This is a genomic window from Sulfitobacter sp. S223 (genome assembly GCF_025143825.1).
Lineage (GTDB): Bacteria > Pseudomonadota > Alphaproteobacteria > Rhodobacterales > Rhodobacteraceae > Sulfitobacter.
Map to the genome: position 1 here is coordinate 2510188 of NZ_CP083560.1, position 16002 is coordinate 2526189.

Sequence of the window (16002 nt, forward strand, 5' to 3'; positions counted from 1 at the left end):
TCTAGAACAAATCCGCCGGATCAGCAGCCGCGAGACGCCGTGTGGCGATTGCCCCCGAAAGCGTGCAGGCAATGACCGTTCCAACAAACACAGACAGCGCCATGCCAAAGGTCATTTTCAGCGGCAGTGTGGTCGCCGCTGCCATCGCCGTCAGAATGGCCGTGCCAACGGCGATACCGGGGATGAAACCAAAGACCCCCAAAATAACAGCCTCTTCGATGACAATGCCCAGAAAAAACAGATGACTGTACCCCATCGCTTTGAAGGTCGCGTACTCTCGCATGTGGTCCGACACATCCGTGGAAAGCACCTGATACACAATGACCAGCCCTACAAGGATGCCTATAATGACGCCGAAGCCGAAGATGATGCCAGTTGGCCGCTTTGTCTGCTGGTATGAAAGGTCTTCCTGTCCCGCAGCCGCATATGAACGAACCCTAAGCGTCTTGTCAGAGATCAACAGGCGCAAACGCGCAGCCACTTGATCGGGATCGGCGCCCGGTTTGGTTTTCAGAAGAATGTGGTCGGGCGCAGAAGAAGATCGCGCCGCAAACAGCGTCAGAAACGTCTGGTCAGAAACCATCATATACCCGTCACCGCCAAAGCCGCCGCCACCTGCGAACGTGTCATACAAGGTCAGCGTATTGCCGGAGACCTCAAAAGACAGCGGTGTCTGTGGACGGATGGAGGCCGCTTCATCGCGCGGCAGCCCGCGACTGAAGCGATCGATCAGGCCGGCCCCCTGAAGTTGCAGCACCGCAGTCTTGCTTGCCAAATCGGAAGATAGAAACTTCGGTTGGATCGGGTCGATCCCGTAGGTTGTCAGGCCCAGTGTTCTGTTTGTGCGTTGCCACGATACTGTGCCGATAAACAGGCCCATACCAGATTCGACATCGGGATCAGCCAACGATTGCAGCAACCATTGGCGGGCAACATTTCCGCCCTCGGTCATGGAATTCGCATCACCGGCAGAGATCATAATGTCAGCCGAGAAGAAGTCGTATGGCTTTAGCGTCGCCGTGGCCATTGAATTCATGATGCCAAGCTGAACAAAGACAAGCACATTGGCAAAGGCAACGCCTGCCAACGCGGCTGCAAATCGCGCACGACTGTGCGTTAGTTGCAGCCAGCCTATGGGTAAACGCCCCAGAATAGCATGCAGCAGACGGGTCATTTGCGTGCGATTTCATGGGTATCGATGCGGGCGATGACCTCAAGATTGGTAAAGCGGGACGCAAGCAGGGATGACGCCGCATCAAGCTCCACCATGACACGGATCACCCGCGCATCTGTGTTGGCCGCAGTATCGTCCGACACAAGTCCCTGCCGCCCCACGGTCAGCCCGATGAACGCAACCTGCCCCTGAAACGTCTGGCCCAGCGCCGTCGAGACCAGCTCAACCGGCTGGCCCTTTTGCACCTGAACGATGCGGTCCTGATAGATTTCGACCTCGGCCATCATCTGGTCGATATGCCCCATTTCCATGATCCCTTCGGATGGCGGGCGTTGACCGGGCGTGGCATGGATATCCAGCACCGTTCCCGTTATCGGGGCCAGAACATCGGCGCGGGCTAGGTCACGGCGGGCGCGGGTCAGATCGGCGTTCACTGCGTCAAGGTTGCGCGCAGCGACGATGACATCCGGCTGCTCCTCTACAGCGACAGCGGCGTAGCGTGCCAATGTCGCTTCGGCCTTTGTTACGGCAGAGGAAGCCTGTTGTGATCCGGCGGTGAGAGTATCCAACGTTGCCCGTGTAGTGACGCCCCGCTCAAACAATGATCTTGCCCGCGCCAGCTCTGCTTCGGCCTCGGCTGCGGCACTGCGGAGTTGATCCAGCGCAGCCTGTGCCTCGTCACGGCTGTTTTGTACGGCGGATCGGGTCTGCATCAATGTTGCCTCTCGGATTGCAACGGCAGCCTCTGCTTGCAACACGGCGCTTTGCAGCACTTCGTAATTGTCCAGCCGTGCGACCGGCGTTCCCTTCTGCAGCGTCTCGCCTTCTGCCACCAGAATTTCGGCAACGCGCGCGTCCCCTGCCCCGTAAGGTGCTGCAACAATGGATACGTCACCGCGCGGCATAAGACGGGCCAAGCCAATCACATCCGTATCCCGCATGGTTTCCACCATGTCCTGCGGCAATTCGATTTCCGGCGGCAGCGCAATCGGCGAAACAGAGCCGCCCCCCGGTTCCAATCCCGTTACTGCATAGAATTTCTGCAATCCGGGCGGCTGGTAATACATTCCGATCACCCCGCCTGTGAACAGGAATACAGGGATCAGCAAGACCAGCAGATAGCGCGGTCGGAACCACCGCCGCTTCGTCAAGTTTGCCGGACCACCCGCTTCGTGCTTGATTATCTCAAGCGGTAGATCCTTTGGCGGTTGGTCATTCATCCAATATCCGATCCTGTCAGCACGCTGTCCATGAAACACACTCATCCAACAACGCTGTCGTTCGCACCTTACATTCAACTTCGCGAATTTAGATTTGATCCAAGTCAAACGGCAGAGAAGTAGATCGATTTCCCAAAGTGAAACGCCGAAAAACCATACACGCGCTTAGGCCGCACCAGACACATATCCGTCGCCGCAGACCTATCTCGGTTCAAAGTAATTCATCGGAATCTTCAGATACGCGCGCCCGTTGTCTTCAGGCTCAGGTAGACGTCCGCCACGGATGTTCACTTGCAAAGCCGCCAGCATCAGCTTTGGCAAGGCAAGAGTTCTGTCGCGACTGTCCCGCAGGGCCCGAAAGGACTGCTCGTCAGGGTTATCGTGGAAATGGATATTTGACGTTTTATGCTCAGCCACTGTGGCAACGCAGGCCGGATCACGACCGTTCGGCGCATAGTCATGTCCGACAAACACGCGGGTGTCGTCGGGAAGCGCCAGAATACCCTGAATGCTTTGGTACAGCGCTTTTGAGCTGCCTCCGGGGAAATCGGCGCGGGATGATCCGCTATCGGGCATCATCAGCGTGTCATGAACAAACGCCGCATCGCCAGCGATATAGCTGATCGAAGCCAAAGTATGCCCCGGAGAGAACATGACCCTGACAGGCACGTCACCGACCATGAATTCGGCACCATCAACGAACAGCTGGTCCCACTGGCTGCCGTCCACAGCAAAGTCATCGGACAGATTGTATATGTCTTTCCAGAGCTTCTGCACCCCGGTCACTTGCGCACCTATTGCCATTGGCGCATCCAACTGTTGTGACAACCATGGCGCTGCCGAGAAATGGTCAGCGTGCGGGTGCGTGTCAAGAATCCACACGATCTCTATGCCTGTGTCCTGCACATAGCTCAGTATCCGCTCCGCATTGGAGGTAGAGGTCGCACCCGCAAGAGGATCAAAGTCCAACACAGGGTCAACAATCGCTCCTTTCATGGTTTTCGGATCGTGGAAAACATATTGCCAGCTGCCTGTTGGCGCGTCCCAGAAGGGTTTCACAATCGGGTTAGTCATGGATATTCTCCCTTATCTATGTTTGCCGTCACAATCGGTGACGGCAAACCTGTTGATCCGTTAATCGTGTGGGTTCACCGTGCGCCTGCTTTCATCATCCACAGCTCTTTCTCATGCCATTCCAAGCGATTAGTCAAAAAGCCCACGGACACTTCGTCTTCGGCCGCGGCAGCCGTTTTGATCGCTGCGCGCAGTGTCTTGGTCAAAGCCTCATGGCCCACGATCAGTTTGGCGATCATATCTTCGGCTGATTGCGCGGGCTCCTCTTCAGGACCAGCCAATGCCATCAACGCCGCGACATTCCCCGGCGCATAGGCACCAAGTGCGCGAATACGCTCTGCGATCTCATCCAGCGCAGCCCAAAGATTCTGGTATTGCTCTTCAAAGGTCATGTGCAACTGGCGAAAATTGGGGCCTTCGACATTCCAATGGTATCCGTGCGTCTGGATATAAAGACGAAAGGTCTCTCCCAGCACGGCGTTCAGCGAGGCAATATTTTGGGTGGTATCGGTCATATCATCGTTTCCTATCGCTATCATTTCTATACCCAAGAGATAGGCGCTTGCCTCACATAGATCAAATTGAATATGTTTTTGTCATTAATAGGATTTATCTATATGTTTACCTTACGCCATCTGCAGTTCCTGATTGCCGTCGCCGATACTTCAAGCTTTTCACGCGCCGCACAGATCAGCTTTGTCACGCAGCCTACCCTCAGCGCCGGTATAAAAGAGCTTGAAGACAGGCTTGGTGTACAACTTATCGAGCGTACGCGGCGCAGCGTGATGCTCACCTCCGTGGGAATGGAAATCGTCGAACGCGCCCGATCTTTGCTCCTGGACGCCAAGGAGATCGAAAATCTGGCAAAAGCGCATCAGAACCCTGAAGTTGGTGATTTGCGTCTCGGAGCAATCCCGACGATCGGCCCCTATATCATTCCGCAGGTGCTGCCACTCGTGCGAGATCAGTTTCCCGACCTCAGGTTATATCTGCGCGAGGAAATGACTGAATCCCTGATTGAAGGCCTGAACAAGGGACGGCTGGATCTAATCCTGATCGCCCTGCCCTTTGACATCGGCACGCTTGAAACGGCGCCGTTGTTCGAAGACGGATATCAATTGGCGACCCCTTCTCGGGGGGCGCGCCCCCAAAGTACGGGACTGGCCGCGCTGTCAGACGCAGGCCAGCTGATGCTGTTGGAGAAGGGGCATTGCCTGCAAAGGCACGCGTTACAAGCATACCCTGACAAAGACCTTGCCCAAGACGAGACTTTTGCCGCAACCAGCCTGACCACCCTTGTCGCAATGGTATCCGAAGGCTTGGGTGTTACGCTGCTTCCCAATCTGGCCATCGATGCTGGCATTGCCTTAAATGCTGACATCAACCTGACACCGTTACCCGATGCCTGCCCAAGGCATGTTGTGCTGGCTTGGCGCAAAAATTCGGCCCGCGAAGACCTGTTTGAAAAACTGGCAGAGCTAATGCGCCAGACCCATGCTGCGCAGCCCGTGCGTCCACGCATAAAAGGTAACAAAACCTGAAAACGGCCCTTTTCGAGATCAGACTTTCGGATTGATCCTAAGCGCGCGCAGCGCGTTTAGAATGACAGCGACATCGATGACCTCTTGCAAAACGGCCCCCTGCACCGGCGTGAGATAGCCCAGCGCGGCAGCGATCATGCCCATGATCGACAAACCGATGCCCGCCACAACGCTTTCCAGCGCAATCCTGCGCGCGCCGATCGCAATCTCGATCCCGGGCAAAAGCCGATCAAGATGATCCACCAGTAGAACAACATCTGCTGCCTCGGCAGAGGCCGCAGCCCCACGTGCGCCCATGGCAACCCCGATGTCCGCCGCTGCCAGCGCAGGCGCATCATTCACCCCGTCACCGACCATCATCACCGGCCCGTTCTTACGCTCGGTCAGGACAAGCAGCACCTTTTGGTCCGGTGTCAGCTCTGAACGGACAGCATCCAACCCAAGCCCCGCAGTTACCTCTTCGGCAACAGCGCGACGGTCGCCTGTAGCCAGTAGTATGCGGTCGATACCGAACCTGCGCAGACCGCCCAGCAATGCCTCTGTGCCCTCACGCAGCGGGTCGGCCATGACGATCTGCCCTGCAATGCGCCCCTCAATCGCGACAGCAACGACAACGACACCTGCCGCAAGGGCATCTGTATCGGGTATTGCGCCTTCAACATGCGCGTCAACAAAGGCAATCCCGCCGACGACGACAGCACGTCCGTTCACCGTGCCTGCCATCCCTTCGCCGGCTGTCTCCACCATATTTTCAGGGGCAGGCAACACAAGGCCGCGCGCCAAAGCGGCCGCAACAATCGCTTGCGCGATCGGGTGCTTTGATGCCTGATCAAGCGCGGCGGCTGCCAGCAGAACATCATCCTCCGTCAGGTCACCTTTCGCCGAGATCGACACGATTTGCGGCCGCCCGTCGGTAAGCGTGCCAGTCTTGTCAAGGATGAGCGTTCTTATGCGGGCCAAGACCTCTAGTGGTTTGGCCCCTTTGATCAGCACACCGAAATGTGCCGCCCTTGATAAACCCGCGACCAAAGCCACGGGCACAGCCAGGATAAGCGGACAGGGTGTGGCGACGACCAGTACAGCAACTGCGCGGATAGGATCACCTGTAAACCACCAAGCCGCAAAAGCGAGACAGACGGTGACGACGAGGAATAGCAATGACCACTGGTCGGCAAGCCGTGCCATAGGCGCCTTGGACGCCTGCGCAGCCTCGACCAACCGGACGATGCCTGCGTAGGTGCTGTTTGCTGCTGTCCGGGTCACCCGCAAATCAAACGCGTCCCCCGCGTTGGTGGACCCGCTCAGCACGTCATGGTCGCGTAGCAGGCGCACTGGCATTGCCTCACCCGTTAGCGCCGACTGATCCAGCATCGCAGCATCGCTTTGCACCTTACCGTCAACGGGTGCCACATCCCCTTGATGGATCAAGATCAGATCATCCGGCGCGAGGTCATCCAGTGGCACCTCGGCCAGACCGCCGTTTTCGTACCGTGTCGCGGTACGCGGTACGCGCGACAGAAGATCGCTCATTTCGCGGCGGGCGCGGCCTTCGGCGAAGCTTTCAAGGAATGCACCGCCCGCGTACATCAGCGCAACCACCGCAGCGGCAAGCGTTTCGCCGAAAACAAGCGCCGCCGACATTGACAGAGCGGCCACGATATCAAGCCCGACCTCGCCCCGCGAAAGACTGCGAATGATGTCGATGACCAGTCCCGCAAGGACCGGCACAACACCTGCCGCAAACACAAGCTTGGCCAGATCGGGTAGTGAGGCAAGCAACAGGCAAAGGCCGGTAACAAGCCCCACCAAAGCAACAGCCAAAAGGCCGACCTTCAATCGATCCGCAAAAAGCGTACCCAGTGGCGCAGATGTCTCAGCCATTTAGCGCTGCTTTAAGGCCGTCAGGATATTTTCCTGCAAATCAGTCGGCAGCACATCAATGGCGCTAGCCAGATCGGCAAGATCCTTGCGCGCTGCGTGAAGCTGATCCAGCAAAGAGATCACAATGCCAAGCGCCACATCATCCATCTCCATGTCTATGGAGAGATCGCACAATAGTTCCAGCCGCGATATATCCACCGGCAGGAAGACATATACTCCCTCCTCGCGCTGTGGCTTAACCAAAGCACCGTCGATAAAGCGTACCAACTGTGTGTGGGTCAGCCTTGTTACAGTCGCGACAACATCGTCCTGAGAATACCGCTCCGTCATGTCGCTGCTCCTTTCATCAGGTCGGCCCTTGGATCAAAGTTCTGGGACTTGCGCCACTCCGTCAGGAATTCCTTTAGGCTGGCATCAGCTTCTGGCGGTGCGACGATTTTCAGCTCAACGCGCTGATCGCCGGGCGTCTTTTTACCCGCCTTGGCAACGCCGCGTCCGCGCAGGCGCAAGATCCGGCCAGAACTGGCATTGGCAGGAATGGTAAGGCCGACGGGTCCGTCAATCGTTGGTGTCGTAACCTTGCCGCCCAGCACAGCCTCATCAATGGTGATGGGCAGCGTCAGCACAATATCATCTCCATCGCGGGCAAATACAGGATGGGGAACGACGGAGATCGTTATCAGCGCATCACCGGCTGGCCCACCGCCGAAACCCGGCGCGCCTTTACCACGCAACCTCAGAGTTTGACCATCCTCTGTACCGCGCGGAATCTTCACCGAAAGGCGCGCACCATCAGGCAAGGTTATGCCAGTGTCTGCTCCGCGTACTGCATCCAGAAACGGAACACTGAGCGTATAGCGCGCATCCCTGCCCGCAGCAGAAAACCCGCGTCCGCCAAACCTGTCTTCGCCACCTTGACGCGCGCGGTTGCGCAAAATCTCTGCAAAGATGTCTGCTGGATCTGCATCAGCGCCAAACCCGTGGCTTTGCTGGTATCTGTTCTCGGGGGCATCCGTGAAATCGCGGTAGTACTGGCGCTGCGGCTGTTCTGCCCCCGACCCGTCAATTTCTCCGGCGTCAAACCGCGCGCGTGTCTCGGGGTCTTTCAACAAATCATAGGCTGCTGAAATTGCCTTGAACCGCGCCTCAGCGCCTGCATCATCGGGGTGCAGATCGGGGTGACTGGTGCGGACCAGCTTGCGGTAGGCCTTCTTGATATCATCTGCCGAGGCGGTCTTGGTTAGGCCAAGCGCTTCGTATGGGTCGTTGGACATTCGCGTTCCTTTACTTTGGCCCGGCCTGACCACCAAAATCCGTGATCTGCACATGGCCTCTTTTGCCTGAATGCCATGCCATCGCCGCCTGCTTCACTGATCCATGTTAGCTAGCGACACGCGCATTGGCGTCTCTTTAGAGCGGCTGCTCTGCCGATGGTCCAAAAAGCATTTTGCACTCAGGTCCGGCCATCAAGGTTGCATACAAGTCAGCCAACGAACAACCGAAATTTGTGGGGGCATTCAGTCAGATCTGGTCGCAGCTATCCTGAACTTGTGTCAGCAAACCGGCCTGCGGTTCAAATCGGGCTGTGGGCGCCGCATGCATTTGGAAATGCCGAGAACGCGTTCCATGAACACCCAGAACCGTAAATTTTCCTGTTTGTCACATCCATGACATCTGTAGATGCCAAGCTGCCGCCAGTCAGTGCCGAAAGGTGGTGTACTGTAACTTTTGATAAAAGCGAGATTGCCATGAAAGAGACAGATACCGACAGAACAAAGCAGCAGGTATCAGACAAACCTGCGTTCCATCCCGATGAAAAGGTGACGGAAACCCCTGAAAAATCGTCCCAGCGCAAAGCATCATCGGCAGAGGCTCCACCCGATGCCGACGATTATGATCTCTTTGACAACGTCCCGCTATAGCGCACTGTTGCGTGCCTCTATTACCTGGATAGGAGACGCGCCCGAATGTGGGCCGTGGTCTCTGGCTATACTTGCACAACGTCGCCGGATTGTTCCGTGGCTTGTCCTTCAAAGCTTTCGTCAGAGGCATCCGCCTCTTCTTTCGTCTTCTGGACAAGCTGGTCCTCATGATGCGGGGGGCCGTATATTGTGTACATCTTCAGCGGCAAATGCCCTGTACAGATCACGTTGTGATGCGCGCCTGCTGGCACCACGACACCATCGCCGGGTCCAATCTTATGTGGTGTGCCATCTACCAAAAAGCGCCCTTTTCCGTCCTCGATCCTGAAAAACTGGTCGGTGTCGGCGTGTATCTCTCCGCCGATTTCTTGCCCCGGTTCAAGCGACATCAAAACCAGTTGTAGCTTGGTACCCGAATACAGGACCTGACGAAAATTGGTATTCTCTTCGGCCAACTCTTCGATATTTCCAAAGTATCCATTCATGGTTTTCTCCCAAATGAAGCCGCCGACCGGCAGCATTCTGACAGTTTCTCCCACTGTATTCGCACGCGCACTGATCAGGGTTAGTGAGCGGCCCTCGGCGACCTGTTAATAAAGAGTGCCAAAAATCGATGCACGGCTGACGCTGATCAGAATGCACGATTTCCTTCTGTGCTAAAAACACTGTGTCGATTCCACTCAGAAAGCCACCCGGACACATGCCAGAACCTGATTTGACCACCGATCCCGCCCAACAATCCGTCGGCGTTGTTCATGCGGTCAGAGGCGCAGTTGTGGATGTTGTTTTTGACAGCGGCAAGCTGCCTGCGATCAACACAGCGCTGATTGTAGAGTGGGACCGACCTACTCCGCTGATTATTGAGGTGCACAGCCATCTTGACCTGACCAGGTTGCGCGCCGTCGCGTTCCAGTCGACTGCCGGACTGGCCCGCGGAGTGTCCGTGCGCGCGACAGGCGGTGCGGTTGCGGTGCCTGTTGGCACGCCCGTTCTCGGGCGGCTTCTGGATGTGGTGGGTAATCCCAAAGACGACGGCCCTGCCCTGCCCGATGATACCCCGCGCCGGTCGATCCACGCCCATGCGCCGGCACTGCGCAACCAGACCCGAACCACCGACGTGTTCGAAACCGGTATCAAAGTCATCGACCTGCTGACACCCCTCGCACAGGGCGGCAAGGCCGCGATGTTTGGCGGCGCTGGCGTGGGCAAGACGGTACTGGTGATGGAGCTGATCCGCGCCATGGTCGAGAAATATGAAGGAATCTCTGTTTTTGCAGGCGTGGGGGAGCGTTCCCGCGAGGGGCATGAATTGCTGACCGAAATGCGCGACTCTGGCGTGCTGGAGCGTACCGTCATGGTTTACGGCCAGATGAACGAACCTCCGGGTGCGCGCTGGCGTGCACCGCTGACGGCGCTGACAATCTCGGAATACTTCCGTGATCAAAAACACCAGAACGTACTGCTGCTGATGGATAACGTCTTTCGTTTTGTGCAAGCGGGCGCGGAGGTATCAAGCCTGCTTGGCCGCCTGCCCTCACGCGTGGGGTATCAGCCGACATTGGCGACCGAGGTTGCCGGTCTGCAAGAACGCATCGCCTCTGTCGCGGGGTCTGCTGTCACGGCCATTCAGGCGGTTTACGTCCCCGCCGATGACTTCACCGATCCGGCTGTCACCACGATTTCCAGCCACATGGACTGCGTCATCGTGCTAAGCCGCGCACAGGCAGCCGAGGGGTTCTATCCCGCGATTGATCCGCTGGCCTCTTCCTCTATGTTGCTGGATCCGCTGGTGGTGGGGGACTTGCATTACAAAACTGCCGAAGACGTGCGGCAGGCGCTGGCACGGTTTCGGGAACTCACGGACATCATCTCGCTGCTGGGCGTAGAAGAACTGGGCGCCGAGGACCGCCTGATCGTCAAACGTGCAAGACGTTTGCAGCGTTTCCTGACGCAACCCTTCATGGTGACCGAAGCCTTTACCGGCACACCCGGCGCCAGTGTTCCGCTGTCACAAACACTTAGCGGGTGCCGCGCGATATTGAACGGCGTGGCCGATAACTGGTCTGAAAGCTCTCTTTATATGGTTGGAACGCTAGAGGACGCGCGCCGGAAAGAGGCAGCAGCGGCAGCCGCAAAAGAGGCTGCGGCATGAGACTGAGAATTAACACGCCCTTGGCCGCCCTCGTCGATGAAGACATTGAATGCCTGCGCGCCGAGGATGCGACCGGCAGCTTTGGCATCCTTCCGGGTCATGCCCCTTTTGTCACGTCTCTTGCCATCTCTATTGTTAGCTGGCGCACTGCCGACGCAGAGCATTTTTGCGCGCTGCGGGGGGGCGTGATGACTGTAGCAGACGGCTCTGACGTTGAAATAGCCACCCGAGAGGCAATCACCGGAGAGCACCTTGGCACTCTCGACAACGAGGTTCTGGCGCGGTTTCAAGCCGACGCCAACACGGAACGGGTTGAACACACCGAGACAATGCGCCTGCAATTCAACGCCATTCGCCACATGGTCAGCCGCTTGAAAGCAGGCGCAGACACAGGGGCGTTCCGATGAGCAATCAATCCGAAGACGACACCGCCGAAGATCCGCTTGTCGTGCAGACCCGATTGCGCCGCGACCGCCGCGCGCGCTGGTTGCGTGAGGGCGACATGTCTGTGGGCCGCCGGTTGGCACAGATCGGCGTGTTGGGCTGGATATTCGTGGTGCCAACACTGGCAGGTCTATTTCTGGGCCGCATGATTGATGCACGATTTGAAACCGGCGTTTTCTGGAGCGCGCCGTTGATGTTGCTTGGTCTTTGCCTTGGTGGCTGGACTGCCTGGAGATGGATGAATGCAAGATGACTGATCTGACAACCCTACCGCTATTGGTGACCCTTCCCGTCAGTTTTCTGGGCGGGCTTCTTATCGGGCACGGATATTTCCGCTCCCTTCTGGAGACTACCAATCTCATTGTCGGTGAAGGCCCGCCGCTTAAGGCGCTGGCGCTGACGCTTGGTCGGCTTGCGCTGGTCACTGTCGGCTTTTTCGTCGCTGTGCTTGCCGGCGGCCCTGCGTTGCTTGCCGCTTTGGCGGGGCTGATATGTGCAAAGTCGCTGATGATGCGCCGGACGCAAAGGGAAGTCACATGAATTCCCCGCTTGAATCCGAAGCCCTGTTCGAGCTTGGCCCCATCCCCGTCACGCAAGCAATTTTGACGACATGGGTCATCATGGTGCTGCTTGTTTTCGGCGCATATATGCTTACCCGGCGATTGACACTGCGGCCTACCCGTTGGCAAGCCGCGATAGAGCTGATTGTCGCCACGCTGGACACGCAGATCGCTGAGACCACGGGCGCTCGGCCCGCCCCTTACCGCGCCTTCATCGGTACATTGTTCATCTTCATTCTTGCAGCGAACTGGTCCTCTCTTCTGCCGGGAGTAGAGCCGCCGACCGCACAGCTGGAGACAGATGCCGCTCTTGCGCTGCTGGTTTTCGTCTCTGTGATCTGGTTCGGCGTGCGCGGGGACGGTGTTAGCGGCTACCTCAAGTCCTTTGCTGCCCCTAATCCCTTGATGATCCCCCTTAACATTCTGCAAAGCCTGACGCGGGTGTTCTCCATGTTCGTGCGTCTGTTCGGAAACGTCATGAGCGGCGTCTTCGTCATTGGCATCGTCGCCTCGCTGGCAGGATTACTGGTGCCCATCCCTCTGATGGCGCTCGATCTGCTTACGGGGCTGGTGCAAGCCTATATCTTTGCGGTTCTCGCAATGGTCTTCATCGCATCTACCGTTGCCGATGGCACGTCGAAGCAATCTCTCACTGAAAATCAAAAGGAAACATAATGGATTATCTCGCTCTTGCCAGCATTCTCGGAGCCGCCTTTGCTGTGTCATTCGGCGCGCTTGGCCCAGCGATCGCAGAGGGGCGCGCGGTTGCGTCAGCCATGGATGCCATTGCGCGCCAGCCCGAGGCGGCAAACAGCATTTCACGCACCCTTTTCGTCGGCCTTGCCATGATCGAGACAACGGCGATCTATTGTCTGGTTATTGCGCTGCTGCTGCTCTTTGCCAACCCGTTACTGGGTTAGGGCAATGACGATCGATTTCTGGGGGCTGGGACTGCAAGCAGTCAACGTTCTAATTCTGGTCTGGATTCTGAGCCGTGTCTTCTGGCGGCCTGTTGCGGCGTCCATCACAAGGCGTCAGGAAGCCGCCCAAAAGATGATAGGATCGGCGCAGGCCATGCGGGAAAAGGCCGATGCGGCCTACGCAGAGGTGACCGAAGCCCGCGCCAACATCAAAGCCGAGCGCGTTGCCTTGCTTGAAACTGCCAAAGCGGAGGCGGAAGCGTCTGCCAAGGCAACGCTGGCAAATGCGCAGGCCCGCGCCGAAGAAATGCGCAAAGCTGCTGAGGAATCCATTCACAAGCAAACACTGTCCGCACAAAAGGCCCATGCTGCCCACGCCTCTGAACTATCACTCAAGATCGCGGGCAAACTTTTGGAACACCTGAACGGCCCGACTGCGCAGTCAGCCTTTCTGGCGCAGCTTGTCGATGCAATCACGAGGATGTCCGACGTCGACCGGGCGGCGCTGTTGAGCAGCCAGTCTACAATCGAGGTCGTGGCCCCGGAGAATATCGGGACAGATCGCGATGCTATCGTGAAAGCAATCCACAAAGCATTGGGTGCCGAACCGGAGCTAGAATTTGTCGCTGATCCCGCGCTGATAGGTGGGCTTGAACTGCGCAGCACCCACTTTGTTCTACGCAACAGTTGGCAAGCCGACCTGACACAAGTCCAAAAGGCGGTGACCGATGCCGCATGACAGCACGACCTGGATCGAAGCCACGACCGCTGCCTTGCGGAAGGCAACCTTGGGACCACGCACAGAACACCGCGGGCGGGTTGAAGAAATCGGCGATGGCGTGGCGCTTGTTTCAGGTTTACGAGACGTGCGGCTGGACGAGGTGCTGCGGTTTGAAGGCGGCCAAGTCGGCTTTGCCCGCGTTCTGGACCCTGATTTGATCGGGTGTGTCCTGCTGGATGCGGTCACTGATGTGCAGGCAGGTGACGCCGTCTTTGGCACCGGCGAGATCACGCGCGTGCCTGTCGGAGAGACGTTGCTGGGCCGTGTCGTGGACCCGCTTGGCCGTCCGCTGGACGACAAGGGGCCGATACATAGCGATCTGTTTCGCCCGATTGAACAACCCGCACCGTCGATTATTGAACGCGATCTGGTGACCGAGCCTGTGCAAACGGGAATTACGGTGGTGGACACGCTGTTTGCCCTTGGTCGTGGACAGCGTGAATTGATCGTCGGGGACCATTCTACCGGCAAGACGACGCTGGCGATCGACGCCATGATCGCGCAGGCCCATAGCGATATGGTCTGCGTCTATGTTGCGGTCGGACAAAAGACCTCAAGCGTGCGGCGCGCGATCGATGCGCTACAAGCGCAGGGAAATTTCGCCCGCTGCATTGCTGTGGTCGCAGGCTCCTCTGACGCGCCGGGTCTGCAATGGATTGCGCCCTATGCCGGCATGACAATGGCCGAGTATTTCCGCGACAAAGGCCAGCACGCGCTGATTGTGATCGACGACCTATCCAAACACGCCGCCACCCACCGAGAGATCGCGTTGCTAACCCGCCAGTCACCCGGCCGCGAAGCCTATCCCGGCGATGTTTTCTATATCCATGCCAGACTGTTGGAGCGTGCAGCTAAACTTTCCAAAGCACGCGGGGGCGGGTCCCTGACCGCGCTACCGATTGCGGAGACGGATTCCGGTAACCTGTCTGCCTATATTCCAACCAACCTGATCTCGATCACGGACGGGCAGATCGTGCTGGATGCTGCCCTGTTTCATCAAGGCCAGAAGCCCGCAGTGGATGTGGGGCTAAGCGTCAGCCGCGTGGGCGGAAAAACGCAAGCCCCTGTGTTGCGCAAGGCCGCAGGCACGCTGCGGCTTGATTATGCGCAGTTTCTGGAGCTGGAGGTGTTCACGCGCTTTGGTGGGATGCCCGATGGCCGCGTCCGTGCCCAGCTGACACGTGGCGCGCGGATCAGAGAGACCCTTCGACAGTCACAGCATATGCCCTATCGTTTAAGTGATGAAGTTGCTCTGATGCTTGCAGTACAATCCGGTGTGTTGGACGCCATTCCGCTTGGCGTAATCCCGGCATTTCGTGCGGCTCTCCCGCTCATGCTAGACAAAGAGGTTCCCGATTTCAACTTCTCGATGGATCAGACAGGCCAGCTTGAACCTGAAATGCACGATAAGGTGCTGGAGGCGCTCAACCATCTTGCGGATTCACTTGCTGACGGCAGCGCGGAGACTGGTGTACCATGACCGAACGGCTGGCTGATATCAGCGCGCGGATTGAAGGCATTCGACAGCTCGGCGCAGTGGTCAACGCAATGAAAGGTATTGCCGGTGCGCGCGCGCATGTGGCGCGGACACAGGTGCAGGCCGTAGACAGCTATGCCAACACAATCGCGGGTGCCATGGCGTCGGTTTTGCATACCTCCATGAATACTCCTCATAACAGCTTTGACAGCGGATCAGCCAAACGCGGGATGCTGGTGTTTACCGCCGAACAAGGCTTTGCCGGCGCTTTCAGCGAACGGGTTCTGGAAGCCTTCGCAACAGAGGACGAACCGGAGTTACTGTTCCTTATCGGCACGCGTGGTGCCGCTATTGCTCAGGCACGCGGGCTGGCGCCGTACTGGACGGCCCCGCTGCCCTCGCACACGCCCGGAATTCCAAAGCTTGCCGATCGGATCACAACCGCAATCTACCAGGCGGTCGCAGAAAGGCGCATAAATTGTCTCGATGCGCTGTTTACCGGGTGGGTGAACGGACGGCCTGTGCTTCTGCGCCAACCGCTGTTTCCAATCGATCTGGAAAATCTGCCACCTGCAACCGCGACACACCCGATGACACATCTGGCCGAAGAGCCGCTGATCGCCGCGCTGGGACAAGACTACTTCAATGCTCAGGTCTGCAAGGCTGCTCTGCATGCTTTTGCCTCCGAAAACGAAGCGCGCATGGAAGCAATGGCATCGGCAGGTGCCCAGATTGCGCGTGAGCTTGAGACCTTTCAGGCCAAGCTCCGCCGTGTCCGTCAGGAAGCAATCACCGCAGAGATTATTGAATTGGGAACAGGCACTGCCTCAGCCGAACCAGCGCGATGATCAATAAA

At 57.7% G+C, this 16002-nt stretch carries 19 protein-coding genes; 11 read left to right on the top strand and 8 right to left on the bottom strand.

Annotated elements, in window-relative coordinates:
- Position 1: 1 nt before the first annotated feature.
- The 4 genes from K3757_RS11985 to K3757_RS12000 form a co-directional block, all read right to left on the bottom strand.
- Entirely contained in the window at positions 2 to 1174 is a 1173-nt protein-coding gene (locus K3757_RS11985) for an FtsX-like permease family protein (RefSeq protein WP_259995802.1), read from the bottom strand.
- Positions 1171 to 2394 (bottom strand): HlyD family efflux transporter periplasmic adaptor subunit, encoded by a 1224-nt coding sequence (locus tag K3757_RS11990; RefSeq protein ID WP_259995803.1) that lies wholly within the window; start codon positions 2392 to 2394, stop codon positions 1171 to 1173. The genes K3757_RS11985 and K3757_RS11990 overlap by 4 nt, the downstream gene beginning before the upstream one ends.
- 201 nt (positions 2395 to 2595) lie before the next feature.
- Positions 2596 to 3468 (bottom strand): MBL fold metallo-hydrolase, encoded by an 873-nt coding sequence (locus K3757_RS11995; RefSeq protein ID WP_259995805.1) that lies wholly within the window; start codon positions 3466 to 3468, stop codon positions 2596 to 2598.
- Positions 3469 to 3542: 74 nt separating this feature from the next.
- Entirely contained in the window at positions 3543 to 3983 is a 441-nt protein-coding gene (locus K3757_RS12000; protein ID WP_259995806.1) for a Dps family protein, read from the bottom strand.
- Between the two features lie 102 nt (positions 3984 to 4085).
- On the opposite strand from K3757_RS12000, the gene K3757_RS12005 reads away from it, so the two are divergent.
- Entirely contained in the window at positions 4086 to 5009 is a 924-nt protein-coding gene (locus tag K3757_RS12005; RefSeq protein ID WP_259995807.1) for a hydrogen peroxide-inducible genes activator, read from the top strand.
- 18 nt (positions 5010 to 5027) lie between these two features.
- Here K3757_RS12005 and K3757_RS12010 read toward each other — a convergent pair whose 3' ends face one another.
- The 3 genes from K3757_RS12010 to K3757_RS12020 are packed head-to-tail and all read right to left on the bottom strand — an operon-like array spanning position 5028 to position 8164.
- Complete coding sequence (locus K3757_RS12010) at positions 5028 to 6890, bottom strand: heavy metal translocating P-type ATPase (RefSeq protein ID WP_259995808.1); 1863 nt, start codon at positions 6888 to 6890, stop codon at positions 5028 to 5030.
- Positions 6891 to 7220, bottom strand: a complete 330-nt coding sequence (locus K3757_RS12015) for a hypothetical protein (protein WP_259995809.1) — start codon at positions 7218 to 7220, stop codon at positions 6891 to 6893. It lies immediately after the preceding gene.
- Positions 7217 to 8164, bottom strand: a complete 948-nt coding sequence (locus K3757_RS12020) for a J domain-containing protein (protein ID WP_259995810.1) — start codon at positions 8162 to 8164, stop codon at positions 7217 to 7219. Before K3757_RS12020 ends, K3757_RS12015 begins: the two co-directional genes overlap by 4 nt.
- A 393-nt stretch (positions 8165 to 8557) precedes the next feature.
- Between K3757_RS12020 and K3757_RS12025 the strand changes: the two genes are divergently transcribed.
- Positions 8558 to 8812 (top strand): hypothetical protein, encoded by a 255-nt coding sequence (locus K3757_RS12025; protein ID WP_259995811.1) that lies wholly within the window; start codon positions 8558 to 8560, stop codon positions 8810 to 8812.
- A gap of 65 nt (positions 8813 to 8877) precedes the next feature.
- On the opposite strand, the gene K3757_RS12030 is transcribed toward K3757_RS12025, so the two are convergent.
- The gene (locus K3757_RS12030; protein WP_259995812.1) at positions 8878 to 9297 is read right to left on the bottom strand and encodes a cupin domain-containing protein; all 420 of its coding nucleotides are present in this window, start codon (positions 9295 to 9297) and stop codon (positions 8878 to 8880) included.
- Positions 9298 to 9512: 215 nt separating this feature from the next.
- On the opposite strand from K3757_RS12030, the gene atpD reads away from it, so the two are divergent.
- From atpD to K3757_RS12075, 9 genes are read left to right on the top strand one after another with little or no spacing between them, the layout of a single operon-like run.
- On the top strand, positions 9513 to 10964 hold the full coding sequence (gene atpD, locus K3757_RS12035) for a F0F1 ATP synthase subunit beta (protein WP_259995814.1): 1452 nt from the start codon (positions 9513 to 9515) through the stop codon (positions 10962 to 10964).
- Positions 10961 to 11371 carry a F0F1 ATP synthase subunit epsilon gene (locus K3757_RS12040; RefSeq protein WP_259995815.1) on the top strand — a complete coding sequence of 137 codons (411 nt, stop codon included), beginning with the start codon at positions 10961 to 10963 and terminating at the stop codon, positions 11369 to 11371. The genes atpD and K3757_RS12040 overlap by 4 nt, the downstream gene beginning before the upstream one ends.
- Positions 11368 to 11661, top strand: a complete 294-nt coding sequence (locus K3757_RS12045; RefSeq protein ID WP_259995817.1) for an AtpZ/AtpI family protein — start codon at positions 11368 to 11370, stop codon at positions 11659 to 11661. The genes K3757_RS12040 and K3757_RS12045 overlap by 4 nt, the downstream gene beginning before the upstream one ends.
- Positions 11658 to 11948 (top strand): ATP synthase subunit I, encoded by a 291-nt coding sequence (locus K3757_RS12050; RefSeq protein ID WP_259995818.1) that lies wholly within the window; start codon positions 11658 to 11660, stop codon positions 11946 to 11948. The genes K3757_RS12045 and K3757_RS12050 overlap by 4 nt, the downstream gene beginning before the upstream one ends.
- Positions 11945 to 12643 carry a F0F1 ATP synthase subunit A gene (locus tag K3757_RS12055; protein ID WP_259995823.1) on the top strand — a complete coding sequence of 233 codons (699 nt, stop codon included), beginning with the start codon at positions 11945 to 11947 and terminating at the stop codon, positions 12641 to 12643. Before K3757_RS12050 ends, K3757_RS12055 begins: the two co-directional genes overlap by 4 nt.
- Positions 12643 to 12888, top strand: coding sequence for a F0F1 ATP synthase subunit C (locus K3757_RS12060; RefSeq protein ID WP_259995824.1), 246 nt, complete (start codon positions 12643 to 12645; stop codon positions 12886 to 12888). The genes K3757_RS12055 and K3757_RS12060 overlap by 1 nt, the downstream gene beginning before the upstream one ends.
- 4 nt (positions 12889 to 12892) lie before the next feature.
- Positions 12893 to 13627 carry an ATP synthase F0 subunit B gene (locus K3757_RS12065; RefSeq protein ID WP_259995825.1) on the top strand — a complete coding sequence of 245 codons (735 nt, stop codon included), beginning with the start codon at positions 12893 to 12895 and terminating at the stop codon, positions 13625 to 13627.
- Positions 13617 to 15149: a F0F1 ATP synthase subunit alpha gene (locus K3757_RS12070; RefSeq protein WP_259995828.1), complete on the top strand. Its 1533-nt coding sequence runs from the start codon at positions 13617 to 13619 to the stop codon at positions 15147 to 15149. The genes K3757_RS12065 and K3757_RS12070 overlap by 11 nt, the downstream gene beginning before the upstream one ends.
- Positions 15146 to 15994 (top strand): F0F1 ATP synthase subunit gamma, encoded by an 849-nt coding sequence (locus K3757_RS12075; RefSeq protein WP_259995829.1) that lies wholly within the window; start codon positions 15146 to 15148, stop codon positions 15992 to 15994. The genes K3757_RS12070 and K3757_RS12075 overlap by 4 nt, the downstream gene beginning before the upstream one ends.
- Positions 15995 to 16002: the final 8 nt, after the last annotated feature.

Coding starts and splice junctions, on each gene's coding strand:
- K3757_RS12050 (WP_259995818.1), top strand. CDS start 11,658: ATGACTGATCTGACAACCCTACCGCTATTGGTGACCCTTCCCGTCAGT.
- K3757_RS11985 (WP_259995802.1), bottom strand. CDS start 1,174: ATGACCCGTCTGCTGCATGCTATTCTGGGGCGTTTACCCATAGGCTGG.
- K3757_RS12070 (WP_259995828.1), top strand. CDS start 13,617: ATGCCGCATGACAGCACGACCTGGATCGAAGCCACGACCGCTGCCTTG.
- K3757_RS12020 (WP_259995810.1), bottom strand. CDS start 8,164: ATGTCCAACGACCCATACGAAGCGCTTGGCCTAACCAAGACCGCCTCG.
- K3757_RS12015 (WP_259995809.1), bottom strand. CDS start 7,220: ATGACGGAGCGGTATTCTCAGGACGATGTTGTCGCGACTGTAACAAGG.
- K3757_RS12010 (WP_259995808.1), bottom strand. CDS start 6,890: ATGGCTGAGACATCTGCGCCACTGGGTACGCTTTTTGCGGATCGATTG.
- K3757_RS11995 (WP_259995805.1), bottom strand. CDS start 3,468: ATGACTAACCCGATTGTGAAACCCTTCTGGGACGCGCCAACAGGCAGC.
- K3757_RS12065 (WP_259995825.1), top strand. CDS start 12,893: ATGACGATCGATTTCTGGGGGCTGGGACTGCAAGCAGTCAACGTTCTA.
- atpD (WP_259995814.1), top strand. CDS start 9,513: ATGCCAGAACCTGATTTGACCACCGATCCCGCCCAACAATCCGTCGGC.
- K3757_RS12060 (WP_259995824.1), top strand. CDS start 12,643: ATGGATTATCTCGCTCTTGCCAGCATTCTCGGAGCCGCCTTTGCTGTG.
- K3757_RS12030 (WP_259995812.1), bottom strand. CDS start 9,297: ATGAATGGATACTTTGGAAATATCGAAGAGTTGGCCGAAGAGAATACC.
- K3757_RS12040 (WP_259995815.1), top strand. CDS start 10,961: ATGAGACTGAGAATTAACACGCCCTTGGCCGCCCTCGTCGATGAAGAC.
- K3757_RS12025 (WP_259995811.1), top strand. CDS start 8,558: ATGACATCTGTAGATGCCAAGCTGCCGCCAGTCAGTGCCGAAAGGTGG.
- K3757_RS11990 (WP_259995803.1), bottom strand. CDS start 2,394: ATGAATGACCAACCGCCAAAGGATCTACCGCTTGAGATAATCAAGCAC.
- K3757_RS12055 (WP_259995823.1), top strand. CDS start 11,945: ATGAATTCCCCGCTTGAATCCGAAGCCCTGTTCGAGCTTGGCCCCATC.
- K3757_RS12005 (WP_259995807.1), top strand. CDS start 4,086: ATGTTTACCTTACGCCATCTGCAGTTCCTGATTGCCGTCGCCGATACT.
- K3757_RS12000 (WP_259995806.1), bottom strand. CDS start 3,983: ATGACCGATACCACCCAAAATATTGCCTCGCTGAACGCCGTGCTGGGA.
- K3757_RS12045 (WP_259995817.1), top strand. CDS start 11,368: ATGAGCAATCAATCCGAAGACGACACCGCCGAAGATCCGCTTGTCGTG.
- K3757_RS12075 (WP_259995829.1), top strand. CDS start 15,146: ATGACCGAACGGCTGGCTGATATCAGCGCGCGGATTGAAGGCATTCGA.